Annotated in this window: 17 protein-coding genes; 4 read left to right on the top strand and 13 right to left on the bottom strand. The window is 44.8% G+C overall.

All coding sequences use genetic code 11. The features are described 5' to 3' along the window. The 3 genes from ICN11_RS10790 to ICN11_RS05050 form a co-directional block, all read left to right on the top strand. Positions 1-108 (top strand): IS3 family transposase (locus ICN11_RS10790; protein WP_370623601.1); only part of this gene is annotated, 108 nt, incomplete at its 5' end. A 45-nt stretch (positions 109-153) separates the two neighbouring features. Continuing rightward, entirely contained in the window at positions 154-831 is a 678-nt protein-coding gene (locus ICN11_RS05055; RefSeq protein ID WP_216229435.1) for a site-specific integrase, read from the top strand. A 23-nt stretch (positions 832-854) separates the two neighbouring features. Next, positions 855-1391 (top strand): GIY-YIG nuclease family protein, encoded by a 537-nt coding sequence (locus tag ICN11_RS05050; protein ID WP_216229434.1) that lies wholly within the window; start codon positions 855-857, stop codon positions 1389-1391. Between the two features lie 339 nt (positions 1392-1730). Here the strand turns inward: ICN11_RS05050 and ICN11_RS05045 are convergent, their stop codons facing one another. The 13 genes from ICN11_RS05045 to ICN11_RS04985 all read right to left on the bottom strand — a co-directional run bounded on the left by ICN11_RS05045 (position 1731) and on the right by ICN11_RS04985 (position 18051). After that, positions 1731-3011, bottom strand: a complete 1281-nt coding sequence (locus ICN11_RS05045) for a type II toxin-antitoxin system HipA family toxin (protein ID WP_216229433.1) — start codon at positions 3009-3011, stop codon at positions 1731-1733. Then, positions 3008-3346, bottom strand: coding sequence for a helix-turn-helix domain-containing protein (locus tag ICN11_RS05040; protein ID WP_216229432.1), 339 nt, complete (start codon positions 3344-3346; stop codon positions 3008-3010). The genes ICN11_RS05045 and ICN11_RS05040 overlap by 4 nt, the downstream gene beginning before the upstream one ends. 97 nt (positions 3347-3443) lie before the next feature. Continuing rightward, positions 3444-3659 carry a ParD-like family protein gene (locus ICN11_RS05035; protein WP_216229431.1) on the bottom strand — a complete coding sequence of 72 codons (216 nt, stop codon included), beginning with the start codon at positions 3657-3659 and terminating at the stop codon, positions 3444-3446. A gap of 97 nt (positions 3660-3756) precedes the next feature. Continuing rightward, the gene (locus ICN11_RS05030; protein WP_216229430.1) at positions 3757-3954 is read right to left on the bottom strand and encodes a hypothetical protein; all 198 of its coding nucleotides are present in this window, start codon (positions 3952-3954) and stop codon (positions 3757-3759) included. Between the two features lie 15 nt (positions 3955-3969). Then, entirely contained in the window at positions 3970-4581 is a 612-nt protein-coding gene (locus ICN11_RS05025; RefSeq protein WP_216229429.1) for a hypothetical protein, read from the bottom strand. Continuing rightward, positions 4578-5459, bottom strand: coding sequence for a DUF4747 family protein (locus tag ICN11_RS05020; protein WP_216229428.1), 882 nt, complete (start codon positions 5457-5459; stop codon positions 4578-4580). Before ICN11_RS05020 ends, ICN11_RS05025 begins: the two co-directional genes overlap by 4 nt. Before the next feature lie 309 nt (positions 5460-5768). Continuing rightward, on the bottom strand, positions 5769-9161 hold the full coding sequence (locus ICN11_RS05015) for a tyrosine-type recombinase/integrase (protein ID WP_216229427.1): 3393 nt from the start codon (positions 9159-9161) through the stop codon (positions 5769-5771). A gap of 2 nt (positions 9162-9163) precedes the next feature. Beyond that, positions 9164-11953, bottom strand: coding sequence for a hypothetical protein (locus ICN11_RS05010; protein ID WP_216229426.1), 2790 nt, complete (start codon positions 11951-11953; stop codon positions 9164-9166). After that, positions 11946-12494, bottom strand: coding sequence for a hypothetical protein (locus tag ICN11_RS05005; RefSeq protein WP_216229425.1), 549 nt, complete (start codon positions 12492-12494; stop codon positions 11946-11948). The genes ICN11_RS05010 and ICN11_RS05005 overlap by 8 nt, the downstream gene beginning before the upstream one ends. 219 nt (positions 12495-12713) lie before the next feature. After that, on the bottom strand, positions 12714-14750 hold the full coding sequence (locus tag ICN11_RS05000) for a bifunctional (p)ppGpp synthetase/guanosine-3',5'-bis(diphosphate) 3'-pyrophosphohydrolase (RefSeq protein WP_216229424.1): 2037 nt from the start codon (positions 14748-14750) through the stop codon (positions 12714-12716). A gap of 15 nt (positions 14751-14765) precedes the next feature. Continuing rightward, the gene (locus ICN11_RS10785; RefSeq protein WP_216229423.1) at positions 14766-16586 is read right to left on the bottom strand and encodes an alpha/beta fold hydrolase; all 1821 of its coding nucleotides are present in this window, start codon (positions 16584-16586) and stop codon (positions 14766-14768) included. 65 nt (positions 16587-16651) lie between these two features. Next, positions 16652-17302, bottom strand: coding sequence for a CoA transferase subunit B (locus ICN11_RS04990; RefSeq protein WP_216229422.1), 651 nt, complete (start codon positions 17300-17302; stop codon positions 16652-16654). Between the two features lie 50 nt (positions 17303-17352). Beyond that, the gene (locus ICN11_RS04985; protein ID WP_216229421.1) at positions 17353-18051 is read right to left on the bottom strand and encodes a CoA transferase subunit A; all 699 of its coding nucleotides are present in this window, start codon (positions 18049-18051) and stop codon (positions 17353-17355) included. A 207-nt stretch (positions 18052-18258) separates the two neighbouring features. Here ICN11_RS04985 and ICN11_RS04980 point away from each other — a divergent pair, with 207 nt between their 5' ends. Further along, the gene (locus tag ICN11_RS04980; RefSeq protein WP_216229420.1) at positions 18259-19929 is read left to right on the top strand and encodes an electron transfer flavoprotein-ubiquinone oxidoreductase; all 1671 of its coding nucleotides are present in this window, start codon (positions 18259-18261) and stop codon (positions 19927-19929) included. Positions 19930-19937: the final 8 nt, after the last annotated feature.

Below are 19937 nucleotides of genomic sequence, written 5' to 3'. Positions count from 1 at the left end.
GATTACATCGAAATGTTTTACAACCCGGTTAGACGCCATAGCTACAACAATGGGCTTTCTCCGGTAAGATTTGAACAGCAGTACCAAGCGAGGTTGGGAAGTGTCTAGGATATTGGTAGCGATTCAACCAGAATTAATGGGATTCTGAATATCTTGAAACAAATTCTGACTGAAGCAGCTGATCGCCACGAATTTGAAACAGGTTTTCGCGGCATTAAACCCTTGCGGATCTCCAAGACCAAGATTGAGCCCTTCTCCTTGCTAGAAGTAGGGCAAATCCTAGAGGCGGCTCCCAAGGAATATCAACCCTATCTCACTACCGCATTTTTTACTGGTATGCGTACCTCTGAATTGCTCGGTCTTACTTGGGCCAGCGTTGATTTAAATAATGCTCGACTAACCATTGAACAAGCTTGGGTAGGTGGTGAAATTGATTCAACCAAAACTGCTGGATCAGAGCGCACGATTGACTTGTCAACTCCAGTCATTCAAGCCTTAATCGAGCAACGTAAAAACACAGAAGCAATTGAATCTGAATACGTCTTTTGCTCAAGCAACGGCAACCCCTTTAGTCGCCACAACTTTGCTAATCGCATCTGGCATCCCCTGCTAACGCAATTAAACATTAAGCGACGACGACCCTATCAAACACGCCATACAGCGGCAACGCTTTGGCTGGCCTCAGGTGAAAACCCAGAGTGGATTGCGCGGCAAATGGGTCACACGTCGACTCGCATGCTTTTTACTACCTATTCAAGGTATGTACCTAACCTTACTCGTAAAGACGGCTCGGCTTTTGAGCAACTACTGAACTCTCAACTTCCAGGATAAAAATGAATACCCCATATTACCTAATGACACAACAGGACAAAGAATATCTACTTCGTGGCGAGGAATTTCTTCGCAATCTTCTCAAAACAAGATTGATCGACTTTTCTATTAATGAAATCAAAGCAGCAGGTTATACATGCCCTGACTATCGCTCGCTTTATTTGCTTGGAAGAGATTTACCCCCAGTTCCAGCCATCTACTTTCTCTTTAATCAAGCCGGCGGAATCTACTACATTGGCCAAAGCGTGAATGTCTTTAAACGTATCTGCTCAGGACATACAAAAACGATGGGCCGCAACTGGACCAAGCTTTCCATTCTGGGACTAAAACCAGGTGCAACCCAAGAACAATTGAACTATGCCGAAGCGATGTTTATTTTTATTCATCAACATAAACGTTCTCGCAATAAACATGGCAAGACTTTGGTTGATATGAGTTTTAAAGAGGTAATACATCGTTTTGATGCTCAATTTGAAGAAACCATCTTTCCAATTGCACTTTTAGATATAGCTCAATTTATTGAATATTGGCAAAGAAATGAGGCTTTATTCCAAAAATAAGATCGGAGAGCTATGGGGGCGGGCTACCAAATACTCATAATATTTGAACAATAAAGGCTATTTGCGAACAGAATAAGCGGCTTAAAAGAGAATGCTTGAATGTTGGCTGCACCCGGCCCTACCTCAACCACCCAAACTTCATCCCCCCCACCACCTACAGTCGTAATCCGTTGCCCTCGGTTCGAGCAAAGATCGAGGGGCCAAGAATTAGAAAAAAAATCAATAGCCTGCAAAGATGCAGGCTATTTTTACCCAAAATAAACTTGGAGCACTCAAAGAAATGAGTGAAAAGCGAGGCTTACAAAGCTTAAAATCTATTTTGAGGCTGATATAGGCTGATTACAGCAACTTTAAATTAGACCAAACTTCGTTCGTTAATTTGTCGCTTACCCCAACTTCCTTAGCAAACAACCTCCAGGAGCTAACAACTCTTTTCACATCATCTAATATCAATTCTGGTTTTTTAATATCAAATTGTTTTGCTAGTGTCAGTAAGTCCGCTCTCGTATGTTCATCGAACTTGCCATTAATGCCGCATAAATGTTGATAAGTCCATTCGCCTTTTGGGTTATACGCATACATCACATCATAAGCAGGTGCTAATTTCCAAACGCCATCTGGACCCATTAAGAAGCCAAAGTTCTTAGTATGGTCATCACAATTGCGAGCCATGATATTAAAAGCGATACGTCTAAATGCCTGGGATAAAGCGTCATGCCCTAAGCTGAGTGCATTGATTGCTCTTAAGTACTGCTGATAGTCATGCACGCCTTTTAGTCTGAAATCCATTTCCATCAATCCACATAACGATTGATAAAAGATCTTTTGGTTACCCTCTCGATCGAAGCGCTTAGTCATAAAATGTGAGCGGCCATTTTCTTCAAACAGTTTGGACTCAGCCATATCTATACCAGCTTCTTTTGCCATCAAGTAGTAGGCATACTCTACCTTGCCGTAGCCCTCTGATAAACCATGCTCAGTATCCTCACCCACACCATCAAACTTTAAAAGCCAGTGCTCTGAGCCCGGTGGCGCATCAAACTGACCACCAAATACTTCATTAGTTTTGGGATTCCAAGCAATTACCGCTTTTGCTCTTGCGCCACCAGCAGAAGTGCCAACTGACAGTAAGTCTTGCAAAGATTCCTCGGGAGTATCTTCCAAATTACCCGTTAGCGCCCTTCTTGCCATCTCGACAAGATTGGACATTTCTAAAGCAGCTTTATTTTTAACAATATCTTTAGTGGCTGGCACAAACTCAAATGCGCCCATTGCTCTTTTGCCTGTATAGGCCAATCGATCCAACACAGTCACATCTCTTGGCAAAATACCTTTTGAAGCCATGTATTGATTGACCAAGGCGTTACCAAAATCATCTGGCAACGAGTCGACTAAAAATGCTGGCAAGCCTCGATAGGTTCGCTCAGGCAAACCATCAAATCGTTGTATTTGAGAAGGATTTTGGCGCAAATCTTCAAGGGGTAAATTAATCGGCGCAATATCTAAATTCAATTTAACAAACTCCGGGTCAAACTGCGTGTTCAGTTGACCGTTAGCATCTACAGCAATAGCGCAGACTCTTTTTCCCCAAAGGCTTACTGAGATCGCCCCAACACTCATGGCCTACCCTTTGATGTAGTTGCCTTCTTTCCAAAGCGTCTTGCATTCTTGCGCTCATGCCCAAGGTCGACTGCTTCAAGAGGTGATACTTGCGCTACTGGAATGAGTTGAAGCACTTGATCTAAGCCGCCTAATACACGCATTAATCGTAGTAAGGTCGACAATCGAATATCCTCACCCGCTTCGGCTTTAGCAATAGATCCTGCTGCTACGCCTGCTTTTTCCGCCAACTCTGCTCTAGGCATATTGCGCTGTAAACGTAGGCGACGCAAACGCTGCCCAAGCTCTGCTTGAAGCTCAGAATTGGTCTTAAATTTGAATTTTATATTAGACATAATAGTAGTAAATATAGCACATTATTATCTTTATTTACTATTTTAATATCAAATAAAGTCTAAGGATTTAGGCCAAACCAAACAGCATTACCCCCGCCTAAAGCTTGCCAATGCCATATTCACCGATAACTGACTCTTTATCAGCCAATAAGATCCCAAAGATTACCGAATACGACAAGTCTGGGTTATCAAGACCAACCTTCCCAATCTGCGCCCAATACTCAATTTGCTCTGCTGTTGAACGATGCTGATCAGCGCCACAAGACTTCGCTTGCCGCACAATTGCTTTTGATAATTTAACGTTCACTAACATATAGATTGACTGTATATGGAACAGGCTAATTTTCAAAGTGTTACTTTAAGTAACCCTTACATGCAAAAAATAAAAGAATTGAGTGGAAAAGTGAGATTTATGAATTGGAATCTATGACAAATCTATATTCCAGCCTTTTATCTAACTCAACTAGCTTATCGTCTACAGCACACTTCCATGCTTCATTATAAAAATCAATTTCACCAATATTAAGAGCTATATAGTCAATCGAGATTGGATATTCAACAACCTGCTTTCCTGATTTGGAATCTAGTATTTTTACGCACTTTTTCATTCTTCACTCCGATCTCTAATTGCCTTCATTATTTGACATGTTATTAATGCGATCAAACCAAGATGTAACCCTAAAAATCGATAAAGTCGCCGCTACAGCGGCTAATAATGCATATATAAACAAGAAAAATCCCGTAGCATTAAATAAAGCAGGAGTCTTGGTCAAGATGTATGAAAAATCCCATCCGAATATTATTGGCCCCACACTTTTCTCTCCGAGCTTTATTACACCGTCAACAGAAATACCGATAGCAATGATTGCAAAGAAAAGTGCGAGTAGTTGGACTATTATGAAATGTGCAAATGCGGCACTCACCTCGAGAAATGGACTGTAGGAAACTTTGGTTTTTTCTGATTTTCTTGAAATTACCTTCATAAACTTATCATCACCAAATCCAACCAAAATTGCATAGCCACCCAAAGCAAAGCCCACGATATTTGGCAATATTGAAATCGATGTATTCCACCACTGACCTGATATCCAATAGGGTTGAAGAAGCCAAGCAATCAAAATTGCTAAATGGAAGTATGGAGAAATAATCAGCGATGAAAAGCCGCCGTATGCTGCCCAATACATTTTGAATATATTGAAAACACCGCTGTAAGAAGCATATAATTTTTTTATCATTTCAACTCCCTTCGAATGATCCGAGGCAACAATTCAAAAGCTGTTGAAATCAACATTGATAGTCTTGTTTGAATCCTAGGATTGTAGGTAACACGCTCTTCCAGCGGATGCTCTTGAGTCGATAGTGTGATTACACTTCCCGCCTCATCAATACCTCGACCCGTTACATTCCCATTGGACTGAGCGATTTTTGCTAGCAATCTAATTTCATTGCTAGGGGTTAAGCCGGACTGCTGATTAGAGTGAAGTTCAATCACTTGTTTATCAACTCCTTGTTCATATAGATTCTCGAATAACCTCTTCTCAGCAGCCTCTTGATCATCAGGGTTTGGGGGCTTCACCTCAATATGAAGGTATTTAATGGTTGGCATCTTAAGAATGTTCGAGAGCGTATCTATACTAGGCTCAATGGTTATCTCTACTTGTCCATATTTAGCCTGCAGCAAGCCCGTATTAAGCAGACCCTCAAATAATCGATGAGCCTGGTTAGGTGTAAATGCACCGTCAATCTCTTTTGAGATAAACAAAAGTCTATGTTTATGCGGGAAGAAAACAAAGGGGGTAACCTCAAAATGAGGCTTCAAATGCCCTGGGATGTTAATTTGGGCTTTTTCATCTTCATCTGCGATTTTATTTTCGAGGGTATTAAACCACTGGCTATCAACTTTTAATTCAAAATACTTATAGAGCTCTCCAACAACTGCTGGCCTGCCTTCTATTGCATCATCCCGACATGCGCCAAGAAGAGCCACATAGTCGCCGCGAATATTTATAGACCTTCGAAGCTTATATGCATTATGAAATAACTCAACATACCTCTCCGGACTATGCGGCGATGGCATAACAATATTTAAAGCGCTGATACTTACTGTTCTCATTGGATTGATTAATTATTCATTACAGAAAAAATCATTAAATCATGAAAAGAACGAAAATTCAGGCGATCCAGACCCAACCCACTACATTTATTTGAATTGACCGCGAATATATTGAGACTCTTTGCCATTAACTCCTGGGTCAGCAACTCGAGCCATAGTATGCAAATTCGAACTCTGCACCAAAAAGCAATCACATATTCAATCGCACACCGATTTTTTCTAACAGCTAAGCCAATAGCTATATAGTAATTTTTAGAGACACGACTTCTTTTAATCCGTCGCCCCCCTTTAAAAATTGAGATGCAAACCTCAATCTAGAAAGGTGCACTGAACCAAAGCTAGAAGAGATAATGCCGCCCTCACCCCAAACATCGCGGCAATCACTTCATATTGCTGAAAGCCCTTCTTCTTGGAAATTTGAGTTAAATCGAGATCCACTCGAATCCTCCCCCTTGTGCTGTCGGAGACTTTTGGCTCAGCCTCTTGGATCTGACCTATCTCAAGTTGATCTTTCCAATATTGCCGCTGACGCTTAGCGGATGGAAAATCCTTACCAATGGATGGAGTGTGAGTGATATCAATTGCCTCGACAATTTGCAGCTCCCGCAAAAACCAAAGCCAACGCTTAGCCTTGGGCAACGAATCGGTCTCAATCGAAAGGTGAGTCCCAATAACCCAAAGTTCAAGAAAGTCACTCAACAATTCTTGAACGCGCTTTTGACAGGCTAGCTTCTTGCCAAGCCATGGCATTTCACCTTGATAGATCTTTTTCAGCAATTCACAAGTTTCCATTGCAATGCTGACTTGTTCAGGCTTACCAACCAAATCGGCAACTAGCCTATTGGCTTTGGGTTTTGTTAGAAACACTCCTTTTGAACGCAATACCCCCTGAGGAAGACTTGGTAGCTTCTGGATCCATAAATACAAATCCTCCAACCGATAGCCATAGCGCTCTGACGCCAACTTTAACGGGTGCAAAGCAGAATCTTCATTCTCAGGTAGTGGCACAGTTTTTGCATATTCAATGAAATTCAAAATCTCTAATACCTGTAAAGTTTTTGCCGTTATTTCCTTTGGTGGAATTACAGCCGATGACTTTGTAAATTTCACTGTCGACTTCTTTTTGACTGGAGCAATATTTTTTCCCTCCAGCAACATTCGATCGCAAATGGAATCCAAATAAACGCCCGACCTAATCTGAGGGGGCGTAGCAACCGATAGTTTTCTCTCGATTTCGTATAGATATGAAGTCGAGTAACCACTTAGAAGCTCTAAAGTAGCAGTATCCAATTGGGGCGTGAGTCTATAGGCCTTGCGCCCTAAAATAAAATCCGCCAAGTGGATGTACGAGCCCATAGTAATATCAAGTCCCGCATGGCCCATCAAGCTACTGATCTGAAGCATCGATCTCGTATTGGTTGGCGCTGATCCTAGCAATGATTGGCGCACGGATGCAGAAATCATTAATCTTCTAGAATCATGCTCTGTTGGCAAGAACCATTGCGGCAAAAAAACGCCTTTACCCTGCTCGCCTAACCAGAACATCAGCGCAAGCCAGTTGGCAAAACTATGTCTTAGATGATGAAACCGTAGCCCTTCATCATCATTTAAATGCTTAAGCGCTTTAGTGAGACGCTCTAAATTGGGGTCTCTGTCATTGACCTTGCCGTTTTTAACAAATAGGTTAAACAAGGGCTCAGCTCCCGTAATCGCCTTCAGCGGATCATGGGTATTAGGATTCTGAGCTTTATCGCTTGCCCTAATTTGATTGCGGCGAAGCACCCATAAATTGCGCACTGCAATTAATGCATGTGCAGGCATTAAAGCAAAAGCCGGCAAAAGTCGATTAGCAGAGCGTGACTTAAGTTCACGCAATCCATTTTTACAAATTTCAATCCAAAATTCAGGCGGGGTCTCCTGTGTAATGGAGACGCCTTCAATAAAGTCGATATCTTGGATTTGCAAACCCAAGACCTCCGATCGTCGCAAACCACAGAAAAAACCCAAACTCAGAGCAACCTGAAGTTGCTGGACTAGAGCATTCACTTTTGGATTCTTGCCTTCTAGACCCCCATAGAGCTTTTTAATTTCTTGCTCAAGGTGGTTGGAAATTTGAAGACAAGAATCCAAACTAATCAGATTAGTATCTACGGCACTATTACCACGACCACTTACTCGAAAAATATCATGGTCACTTAATGGCAATACACCATGCTTTGATTCCAGATACTGATGTAGCGATTTAAGAGCCCGGCCAACAATACGGCGAACACCGTTAGAAGGTGTGTCCTCTAGAGCAACTTGATAGACTTCGAGATAGGCTTCCTCATCACCTAACTTCGTTAAATCCAAACGTCCCAGCTGCCCCACTAAGCGCCCGGCAATACAGTTCACCATTTGATAAGTTGTGCGCGGTCTTTTAACCCTTCGTCCACGACCCTTGGCCAGAAGATGCTCCGCTGCCCATAACCCTAGGATGCGTACACTCGGTAGTAGCTCACCCTCATTGGCGGCCAACCAGGCCTTTACCCTTTTTTGAGGCTCATCTAGTTTCGAATTTAATACGCCACCCAAGTCTCGCAACTGCGAGGGAAGCATTTCATCTTGCTCAATCGGAGCGTTTCTCTGCTCATACTCATCATCACCCTCCTCTTGCTCCTCCTCGTCTGAATCATCTACCAAAGAAATGGGGCCCACCAAGGCGGGCATCTCCCTACTAGTAAGGCTGCTTTCATATTTAGTAGGGGGATGAATCAATCGGTCCCAAACGTGCTCGGGTAGCGAGGTACTCACAAGGCGATCGCTTGCATATTGAACTAACCAAGGAGGCATATGCAAATGAAGCCGTACCCTTACCCCATCCAAAAGGGCTTTAATTCCACCGGGCAACTTATCTGAAAAATCATGGTGGTGTGTATAAGCGCTAATCAAGCCATAAACATTTTGCCCATCAGAAACCCGTTTGAGTTCCGGCATCACTAGTTTTTGTTGATTGATAGAGCTAACTAAGATTAAACGGGTTGCCGGGTCAATAAACCAGCGCCGCAATACCGGATGCTTTGGAGGGTTTTTCCCTTTAACGGGATATAAAGAAACCCAGCGTAGCTGAGGATCATACCTCCCTTGCGCGAGAGATTTAACGAGCTCCATCAGAAAAACACTATCTACCAATGCACCATTTAACATGGCCGAGAGTAGTGCTTGACCCCACCAAGCCTGCGAACTTACGGTACACCGAGTCTCTTTTAAAGAGTGATTGAAAGCTTCAAGCAAAGGGCTAATCTTTGCCATCTTTTTCATATTGTCATGAGTAAAAGGGGATGGCGGCATTGGAGGCAGTGGTGCCGGCACATAGGGAATGGGAATATCAAAACGGCCCAGGGTATTGCCAGCCTCAATTACCTCTAAAAATCGACGTCGCACTTTAAAGCCAGAGCCAGTTTTAGCGGAGTGCTTCACCTCTAAAAGAATTGCTCTGATAGCAGACTTGTCTAATTTGAGAGTCTCTGGTTTGCACTTGAGAATTTGAGTATTTTTTTGCTGAACCTGATACAAGATTTTGAGCGTGTCCACGCTTAGATCGCTTAAATTTATCGACTGCTCGGCATGAGCTTTGTCTGATAATTTGGGATATGACTTCTCCAAATGTGACCAGCCCACCCAAATATCGGGATCTAAGTCAGAGATCTGGACTCGTGCCATGATTAAAAATCGATCACCTGAAAATCAATACCCTCTTTGCCCAATAATTTTTCAAATGGACTTTTGAGTGCCTCTCGCAGATAGTAGGGATCCATGGCCGAATCAGGCCCCCAAGGAGATTCCCCGAGTTGCCAGTGGCCCATCACCGTTTTAATCACCGTTGCAAAACTTTTCTGCTTCTCATTAAACAAAGTGGTTGCTAAAAAATGGCGCCCATTATTGGGGATCGGCCAAGAACCTAACTTTAAGGAATCTAATAGCGCTTGCAATCTTCTGCCCGAGAATTCCTTGGGTTGCCATATGCCGCCCACTTCTTCAAAAAGAAAGAGCGAGCTTTGCAATGACAGCGCAAATGACTTGGTGCCGTAGATGCGGATGTCACGATTTTTCGTCGCAGGGACTTTGAGCTCTGGACTGGTTTGAAAGGAAAGGGTTACCCATAATCTTTTGAGGTGATTCAAATAGGCGCTTACACAAGCACGTACATCGTCAGGAATCCATACAAGGCGCGCATGCGAACCGTTGTCCCGATCTTTCTCCTCCATATGCAAGAAGCCCGTTTCCTGATCAATCAGACCTAAATCCAAAATAGGAGTATTGGCATTACGAAAGGCCGTAACAATACTTAGAGCAATGCCGGTATAGGCCACTACCAGGTTGTGATAATGATGTGGCTCTTGTTGATCATGATCGGCAATTTGAGCGCGCAGCATTTCTAAGAGCGTTTTAATACCCTCTACTTTTGGAGCCCAATCATTGCCCGTGAGACTATTTGGAATCTGCGCAGTATTCTTCGATAAAGAAAAGAGAGGCTTTACTAGTGAGCCATCTTTTAGTAATTTTTTATCATCAGGCGTAGCAACTTGAATTTGCTTCCAGAGATTACGCATGATCTTGCAGTAGTAATCATCCAAAACCGCTCTATCAAGGGCGGCGTAATGAGACTGGACCTCAGACTGGGGGCTACTTCTGCCAAAAAGAGCACAGTTTCTGAGCAACTCCCCCTCTTCCAGACCTTCGAACCAGCTTGGCAAAAGCTCCCCAATGCTATCGACCCCGACCCAATCCTCATCAACCCCCGCCTCAATTAAGGCGGGTGCTATCTGCGTAATAAAAACTTTTTTATAGACCGCCTCAGTTTGGGTGAACCATTTCTTGTTACGAGTCTTGGGAAGTAATTGACCCACAGACCATATATCCGAAAAGGCAATTCGGGGAGATACCGCAACAGAGTCGCTAAAAATGATGCGGGCATTCTTATTTCTATCGGGTACTGGATATGGTCGAAGCCAAACACGATACTGATCTGAATAAGCAATCCTCCATTCAGATGGCAACTCTTCAATAGAGGTGAAACAATGCAATGAGGTCGCTTCTTTAAGGCTATGGCCAGTAAATAAAGCTACTGCGCAAAGTTTGACGGTCTCATTAAGCAGGGCTTTGGCTTGGTCACTAGCATCCATCAAGCTTTGACTGTAAAGATTTTGCAAGACGCCTATGACCCTGACAAAGAGCGGGACTCTGGCACGATCCAATCGGTTACGAAAAGATTGTGCCCTCATGATTTCCATTCGATACCTAGCTCTAGCTGCAGCGTAAAGGGTATTTAATGGAGGCAGCTCTCGTGGGCCGCCATCGGTGGAGGCTGGGTCTAAAAAATCGTCAGGCTCAAAAAAGATTTCTTCTGCCTCAAGATACTCACCGGGATGAGCGCCCTCCTCAAATAGAGTCGCTACTGTATCCACTTCTGGACCAATCCATTCGATATGGGGCCGAGTATTACTCTTACGCTTTGATGCGATGGCGGGAAAACCTTGGGCAATCCAAAATAAATGGTGATCCTCATAAATCCTTGAATCCGTCAATTTTTTTTGGGGAATCTTTTTTCTATCACCAGGAAGAGAAAAGGTATCAACTAATTTTTTTGCAAATTCACTGGGATGCCTCAATACATACCCAAAATTGACCACATCGGCAAACCCAGCAAACTCCTGACGGAATAATTCCTCAGGATTGGCGTGAATATCCGAGAACACCTGATGCATCGCATTGGGCTTGTTATAGGCAAAACAATGCGTGCTTAGGCGCTCTAGTAAAAAACCATGCTCAATAGAATGAATTTTGCGCAATAAGCGTCCGGAGTCCCGCAAGCGAGCATAGAGGTCGCTACCGTAAAAATACTTTGACTGCGCTTCCTCCTGGGAGCGGCGCAGCCTCATATAGGAGCTTAGATACAAGCCTTGCAAGCCTCGATAAACCTGATCACGCACCGTATAAATAGCCTCAGTGGGAGGTGTAGCTGATCGGTACCAAAGAGTCATCCACACGGGATGCTCCTCCTCAATCCCCCAAAATGGCGGGCCAATCGATTTCAAAACCCGCTTCTTATTCGACGCCTCACCATCCCCAGCTTCTGGACCCCATCTTCTTTCAACCTTACTTAAAAGGTATATCTTTTGGAGCTCAGGGGATTGGCGCTCTGCTTGAACAATCTCGATCCACCGCCCTAAATGATGAAAAATCTCATCTAGATCATGGGTGTAAATTGGCCCTTGGCCCAAACTCCACTGTTTTGCGCAAGCCAGAATTTCGGGCAAGTTATCTAGGTTTAGCCAAAGACCAGCCAAAGATTTAGGGATATCGAGATACCATTCGGCCACCTGGTGCAAAGCCTCAAAACCATCATATTTTGAGAAGGCAGACAGAAATGGTGTTCGATTGTCCTCATCCCTTGCAGGGGATTTACGGGGGCCCTTCCCCTCGAGAATCTGGGGTAACTCTTCGTTATCCACCAGCCCTCGACTCCCCAATATTTAATGCCTTAGCCGAACCGAGCACCTCTTCTATTTTTTTATCGGGATCTTGAAAGGCTAAATCTATTAACTTTGACCAATTTTTAGGCAGGTTAAGGGGTGGGCCCATTTTGGCCAATTCATCCTTTGGGAAGGATCTAACTCTCTCTCGCAACTCTTTAGGTCTGTTTCCAGAGAAAAACAATGGGATTAATAGATCTTGAGTCAATTCAACCAATTTTGAGGTTTTGGCATCGTCAACAAGCCAAACTGGGATCTTCGTCTTCAGACCCAAAATTGCTTTTGCTAGGAGAAGTTGGGGTTTTCCACAAATTACCTTATATTTTGCCCCTCCCCCGTTAGCTAGGAATTCGGCCGAGGACTCCTCAAACAAGACAATGGGGTGCATAACAAGCAAGGTCTCAAGGGCTTCAGAATTTAGGGATTGAACTAACTGCTGTAGAAACGGTTGATTCTCAGAAAAATCTGATTCAAGCTCGATTTGCTGGATGGTAAGAGAAATTTGCTTGATTTTCGTCATGAGACCAATTTGGGTGGTGTTCCCTTTTTAGCACACTATTTACCGAAAATCCACTATGGTCTTTGACTATTATTTTTATGTTTTTGTCAGTTTTAAAATGTCTTAATATGTATAAAACCTTATTTTAAAGCATTTAAACGCTGTTTTTTAAATATGAGCTCGACTATGTCAAGGTGGTGCAACCAGCTGAGCTACGAGCCTATATAGCCATAGAGTTTATCACCGGCGGCGCACTTGGGTCACCCCTTTGACCTCTTCGAGACTGTTTTGAACCAAACGTAAGGCTTCTGAGTCTTTAATTTCCACAGTCAATAGGATTTGAGCAAGGCCACGCTTGGCTGATTTACGCAAGTCAATGACGTGAACACCTTGCCTTGTCAGGATTTCAAACAACTCGCGCATGAGTTCAGGGCGATCTAGCCCTGTTACCGCTAAATCAGCCGGAAATACCCGTTTTGCATCACCTGTAGGCAAAGCTTCTGTAGAAACTGCATTCCAAGCAGTCTGAATCACGCGTTCTGGAGCGCGCTCCAATAGACCTCTGAAAGTTTTGCAAGATCGACGATGAATCGATACGCCGCGGCCTTGAGTAACAAAACCAGCGATCGCATCCGGCGGCACCGGCCTGCAACAACGCGCCAACTGGGTCAGTAATGAATCCACCCCAACCACTAAAACATCGCCAGCTTGACCTTGCTTGCGAGTGCTTTGCTTGAGGACAATCTCTGGGGCTGGTGCAGTAACCTTGGTCTCAGCCTTCGATTCTGTTTTGATTTCAGGAGACCTTGCACCCGCTTCTTCATCATCTAAAGCGTTAAACCAAGTGCGCACACGAGTGCGGGCACGCTGTGAGCGCAAGTAGTTGCGGTTAGGGCTTATCCAATCGCGAGATGGTCCGCCATGCTTGACGGCAATGATTTCAATAGTCTGGCCGTTCTGCAAAGGCGTATCCAGGGGAACCATCGCACCGTCAACCCGAGCGCCACGACAGCGATGACCAAGATCGGTATGAACCGCATAGGCAAAATCGATTGGTGAAGAACCCTTCTCCAAAGAAATCACCTTACCAAGCGGGGTTAGAACATAAATATGGTCATCAATCTCGTGGTGCTTCAATTGCTCCCAGGCATCTTCTTTCCAGGAGATCAGCTGCCTAGCCCAAGCAATCTGACGCTCATAGGCTACTGCTGCACTATGTGTGCCAGTTTGATGATTTGGGTTTGGTGAGCTTGGAGTATTGGATGTGGGTTTATTTTTTGGCGGTGTTGCAGTCCCAACATAAGCGCCCTCTTTGTAGCGCCAGTGCGCAGCCAAACCATACTCAGCTTGTTGATGCATTTCATTGGTGCGCACCTGAATTTCAAATGCGGTGCCATGCTCGTCCATTACTACGGTGTGCAAGGATTGATAACCGTTGGGTTTAGGTCTGGCGATGTAATCATCGAACTCGCGCGGGACGGGCTGCCAGACGTTATGTACTATTCCTAAAATGGCGTAGCAAGATTTCACATCATCTACTAAAACCCTAAATGCCCTGACGTCATAGAGGTTAGCAAAATCGAGTGACTTGCCCTGCATCTTTTTCCAAATACTGTAGATGTGTTTTGGGCGACCCTGCACCTCACCTTGAATATGGGCGGCATTTAATTCTTCTTTAAGCTTTCTGACAATCTGATCGATAAAAGATTCACGCTCAATGCGCTTGCCATCCAACATCTTGGCGATGTCGCGATACACCTCAGGGGAGAGAACTCGAAACGCCAAGTCCTCCATCTCCCATTTCATTTGCCAAATACCAAGGCGATTAGCCAATGAGGCGTCAATGTTCAGAATCTCTTGCGCCCAAGCTTTTGGCATCTCCAGCTTTTCTTGGGTAACCCACCTTAGCGTTTGCAAGCGAGAAGCAAGGTAGATGAGAACGACGCGTAAGTCATCACCAAAGGCGAGCAACATCTTTCTGAGCATTTCTTCTTGCCCAGAAATACTCAGACCACCATCGTTACGTACTAGCTTGGCTTGAGCCTGTCTAAGGCCGCGATATCCAATTAGGAGTTTGGCTGACTCATCACCAATAAGCTTAGTCAATGCTTCTTTGCCATGGGTGCGCGCAATATTAGTTGCAGCGGTTAGCGTTGCCTCATCAAGGTGCAGCTGCTTAAGGATACTAAGAACACCAGTAGCATGATTTTCTGAGGGCTCACCATACCAGCCGTCAACAATTTTGATGCTCTCAGATGCATTGCCAGCATTGGTCATGGGCGACTGAAGTCCTTAACTAAAGAATTCTTTTGCTAGAGCAACTTGTTCTGACTTCACAAAAGCAGGTGCATGCCCTACTCCTGGAATTTCAATGCTACGAATGTATGGGTTGACTTTGCACATCTCCGCCACTGTTTTAGCTGAGAGCAAATCAGATTCCCCGCCACGCACAATCAGCATCGGGATATGGATTTGTTTAAAGGCGTGCCACATCGCCATCTCCCCTGCCTTTGCCATGATTGGATTGACGGAGGCAAACGGTACAGAAATATCTGGGTCATAGTGCATAACCCAGAGGCCATCCTTTTGCACTAGCATCGGCCCGTTATAAATTTCCCACTCTTCGGGTGTATGACTTCCAAACGATGCGCAGATCTCATTTAGACGTTGCAAGGCATCTGCACGATCAGTAAAGGTAAATGGTTGACCAACATAAGAACCCAAGCGCTTAATTGCCTCTGGCTCAATGCGTGGACCGACATCATTAATCAACATGCGACGAATTGGATTCTTGGGCATTGAGGCATAGACCATACCAATCAGGCCACCCATGGAAGTTCCAAACCAATCTACTTGCGCAACGCCAAGCTGTTTAATCAAGCTTGCCATGTCTGCTACGTATTGCGGCACGGCATACAACATGGGGTTCTTGAGACGATCAGAGTCGCCTCGACCGACTACATCTGGACAGACGACGTAGTAATCATTACTCATCGCCTGCGCAAGGGTATTGAAATCACTACCTCTGCGAGTCAAGCCATGAACGCAAACTAATACCTTAGGATTATTCGGATTGCCCCAGGCGTGATAAGCCATACGATGCGGGCCATCAGGACTAGTGCAAGTAACGAAGAAAGTATCGCCATGATGAGTCACATTCGGCCTCTTAATCTCTTCGTTGAGGTGTTCGTCGTGAGTATGCTCATCCACCATACCCGCCGCTTCTGGCTGCAGGGTGACATGATCGATGCCATGATTATCTAATAGCATCGTATTGATGCGCGCCATGATGTCTGGCCACTCAGTCATATTTTCAATTTCAATATGGCCAATCAAGGCTGGGAAGCTAGGTGTCATTTCCCATACATGTAAATCATGAACTGCCAATACACCGGGGACGTTTTTAAGATCACTGCCTACTTGTAGATAGTCAATATGTAGTGGCACGCCCTCCATCAAGAAGTGATAAGACTCACGCAAGATGGAAACGGTAGACTTCAAAATCAGCAGTGAAACCAAAATAGAAAGAATGGCATCGATTGGCATCCAACCAGTTAGCTGAATCACGACACCTGCAATCAAGGCGGCGATAGAGCCCAATAGATCGCCCATCACATGAACCAGTGCAGCACGGGTATTAACGCTCTTTTTGTCGCGCGACAACACCCAAGCAACAACAATATTCATTAATAGGCCAATAGCTGCGACTACGGTAACAGTTAAGCCATCGACATTATGTGGATCATAGAAGCGACTAATCGCCTCCACCATGATCCAGACTACTAGAGCCAACATCGCAATGCTATTAACAAATGCCGCTAAGGCTTCAGCCCTTCCGAAACCAAAGGAATGTTTAGGCGATGGGGGGCGACGAGAAATAATTTGAGCCAGTAAGGCCAAGCCTAATGCAGCCGCATCCGTCACCATGTGCCCTGCATCCGATATCAAGGCCAAGGAATTTGCAAAATAAGCTGCGGCGCCTTCTACACCAGAAAAACCTAATGTCAGAACTAAAGCAATGAGGAGAAGGTTTTGATTGGAGACCTGCTTGGCATGGGAATGCTTAGCATCACCCTGCTTATGCGCATGAAGCGAATGATCAACAGCACTCATAAAAGGCTCTTTAAAAATAGAAATGGGGTCATTGACCCCATTATTTCACTATCCGATGAAAAAGGTTAGAAACCGGTTGTGTCGACAGGGGCACCTGTTTTAGACACGACTTCTTCCTTGCTTACACCTGGGGCCAACTCCACCAACTTCAAGCCCTTAGGCGTGATATCGAGGACACAAAGGTCGGTAATGATGCGACTAATGACACCCACACCAGTTAATGGCAAGGTGCACTTAGGCAAGATCTTGATTTCTTCAGTGCCGTCTTTTTTCTTGGCAACGTGCTCCATCAAGACAACTACATGCTTTACACCAGCAACCAAGTCCATGGCGCCACCCATGCCTTTAACCATCTTGCCTGGAATCATCCAGTTCGCTAAGTCACCATGCTCGCTTACCTGCATTGCACCCAAAATCGCGATATTGATTTTTCCACCACGAATCATCCCAAATGAATCCGCAGAAGAAAAGATTGAGGAGCCTGGCAAAGTAGTAATCGTTTGCTTGCCCGCATTAATCAAATCAGCATCAATAGTTTCTTCAGTTGGGAATGGACCAATACCCAATAAACCATTCTCAGACTGGAGCCAAACTTCCATTCCTTCAGGAACATGGTTCGCCACTAGAGTTGGCATACCAATACCTAAATTAACGTAGTAGCCATCCTTTAATTCTTTAGCAGCACGTGCCGCCATTTCATCTCTATTCCAAGGCATATCAATCTTCCTAAATATTCTGTACTGTTTTTATATAGCGGCTATGGGTATCAAACTGCAGACAATGTGCGTTGCTCAATACGCTTCTCAGGTGTGGTGTTGAGCACCAAGCGATGCACATAGATGCCTGGTGTGTGAATCTGATCGGGATCTAACTCGCCGTTTTCCACAATCTCTTCCACTTCGGCAACAGTAATCTTGCCCGCCATGGCGACAACTGGATTGAAGTTACGAGCGGTATAGCGATAAACCAAATTGCCAGATTTATCAGCCTTCCAAGCTTTCACTAGGGAGATATCAGAAACGATTGAACGCTCCATGATGTAGCGCTCGCCATCGAATTCTTTTTCCTCTTTACCTTCAGCAACCAAAGTACCCACACCAGTTTTGGTATAGAAAGCCGGAATACCGCAACCGCCTGCGCGCAACTTTTCTGCCAAGGTTCCTTGCGGAGTAAATTCCAACTCAAGCTCACCAGCTAAAAACTGACGCTCAAACTCTTTGTTCTCACCTACATAAGATGCAACCATCTTCTTCACTTGCCTTGAGTTCAACAGCAAACCCAAGCCAAAGCCATCTACCCCAGCGTTATTGGCAATCGCCGTCAGATTTTGCGCACCAAGATCCTTAACCGCTTGAATCAAAGCTTCAGGAATACCGCACAAACCAAAACCGCCAACGGCGAGCTTCTGGCCATCCTTCAAGATATCCCGCAGGGCATCCACGGCTGATGGGTAAGTCTTATTCATAAATTCGTCCTAATATTGCCAAAAAGGGTAAAAAAGTAATCATAACGCTTTAGCCCCTCAAGCCCGTTAGCATTGGGCACCAACCTGGTTTTTCCGGCTTGGAGCTAAACTATAGGCGTGATTTGGGGCTATATAAATGGCAGAAATGCTTAAAACACCCCAAATACCTGAAGCACCCTATTTTTTAAGCAATGCCGGAGAGATTAAATGACTGCCCAGGAATTACTCGAACAGTTTGGCCCTAGAGAATCAATGGACTACGACCTAGTCATCGTAGGTGGTGGCCCAGCAGGCTTATCTGCAGCTATTAAAGCAAAACAGCTAGCCAATGAATCCGGCAAAGAGATTAGCGTTTGCGTTCTCGAAAAAGGATCTGAAATCGGCGCGCATATTCTGTCTGGCGCAGTGATGGATCCCAAGGCGCTTACCGAACTCTTCCCGAACTGGAAAGAGCTAGGAGCACCACTCGATACCGAAGTCAGTCAAGATCAGTTTTTATTTCTAACAAAAGACAGTTCGTTCCAAGTTCCGAATTGGATGCTGCCCCACTGCTTCAAGAATGAAGGTAACTATATTGTTAGCTTAGCCAATGTCACTCGCTGGCTGGGCCAACAAGCCGAGAATCTCGGTGTAGAAATTTTCCCCGGCTTTCCGGCCGCAGAAATTCTGTACAACGAACAAGGTGCCGTATGTGGCGTTATTACAGGTGCAATGGGTCTGGATAAAGAAGGTCTGCCTACCGATCAATTTCAACTCGGCATGGAACTGCGTGCCAAGTACACCCTGTTCGCCGAAGGTTCACGTGGACATTTAGGCAAGCAACTCATTAGCAAGTTTGCGCTGGATAAAGATGTTGATCCGCAAAGTTACGGTATTGGCATTAAAGAGTTGTGGGAAGTTGAACCCTCTAAGAGCAAACCTGGCCTAGTGGTTCATACCGCTGGCTGGCCATTGGAGAGTGATACCTATGGTGGTTCATTCTTGTATCACTTGGGCGATAACAAAGTGGCTGTTGGCCTAGTGGTGGGCCTCTCCTATAAGAACCCTTACCTCTCGCCGTTTGAAGAATTCCAGCGCTATAAGTTACATCCAAAGATCCGTGAGACTTTTGAGGGCGGAAAGCGTCTCGCCTATGGCGCACGCGCACTCACAGCGGGTGGCTTAAATAGCCTACCGAAAACTGTTTTTCCGGGTGGCGCATTAATTGGTTGTGATGCTGGCTTCTTAAATGCATCACGCATCAAAGGAAGTCATGCAGCCATTAAGACCGGCATGTTGGCTGCTGAAGCTGCAGTTGCCGCACTTGCTGAAAATCGCTCTGCTGATGTGTTGGCTGCCTATCCAAGCGCGTTCAAAAATAGCTGGCTCCATACTGAGTTAAGTCAGGCGCGCAACTTTAAGCCGTGGATGTCAAAAGGTTTGTATTTAGGCACCCTCATGGTTGGCCTTGAACAAAAGCTTTTGGGTGGCAATATGCCTTGGACAATTCATTTAAAGCATGCAGATCATGAGTGCCTTGAACCAGCAGCGCAGCATCAGCCAATCGACTATCCAAAGCCCGATGGCAAGATTACGTTTGATCGCCTCTCATCCGTATTTATCTCCAATACAAATCATGCCGAAAATCAACCTATCCATCTCACCTTAAAAGATGCATCGGTACCGGTGAATTTGAATCTCAAAACCTACGCAGGTCCAGAGCAACGTTACTGCCCTGCTGGTGTATATGAGTATGTAGAAAAAGATGGTCAAGCGCAGTTGCAAATTAATTCACAAAACTGTGTGCACTGCAAGACTTGCGATATCAAGGATCCAAGTCAAAATATTATTTGGATTACCCCTGAAGGCGGTGGTGGCCCTAACTACGGATCAATGTAGAAATAGTT

Source organism: Polynucleobacter sp. 78F-HAINBA (assembly GCF_018882325.1).
GTDB lineage: Bacteria > Pseudomonadota > Gammaproteobacteria > Burkholderiales > Burkholderiaceae > Polynucleobacter.
The sequence above is the reverse complement of the archived record's forward strand: the minus strand, read 5'-3'. Positions and strand labels throughout refer to the sequence as shown.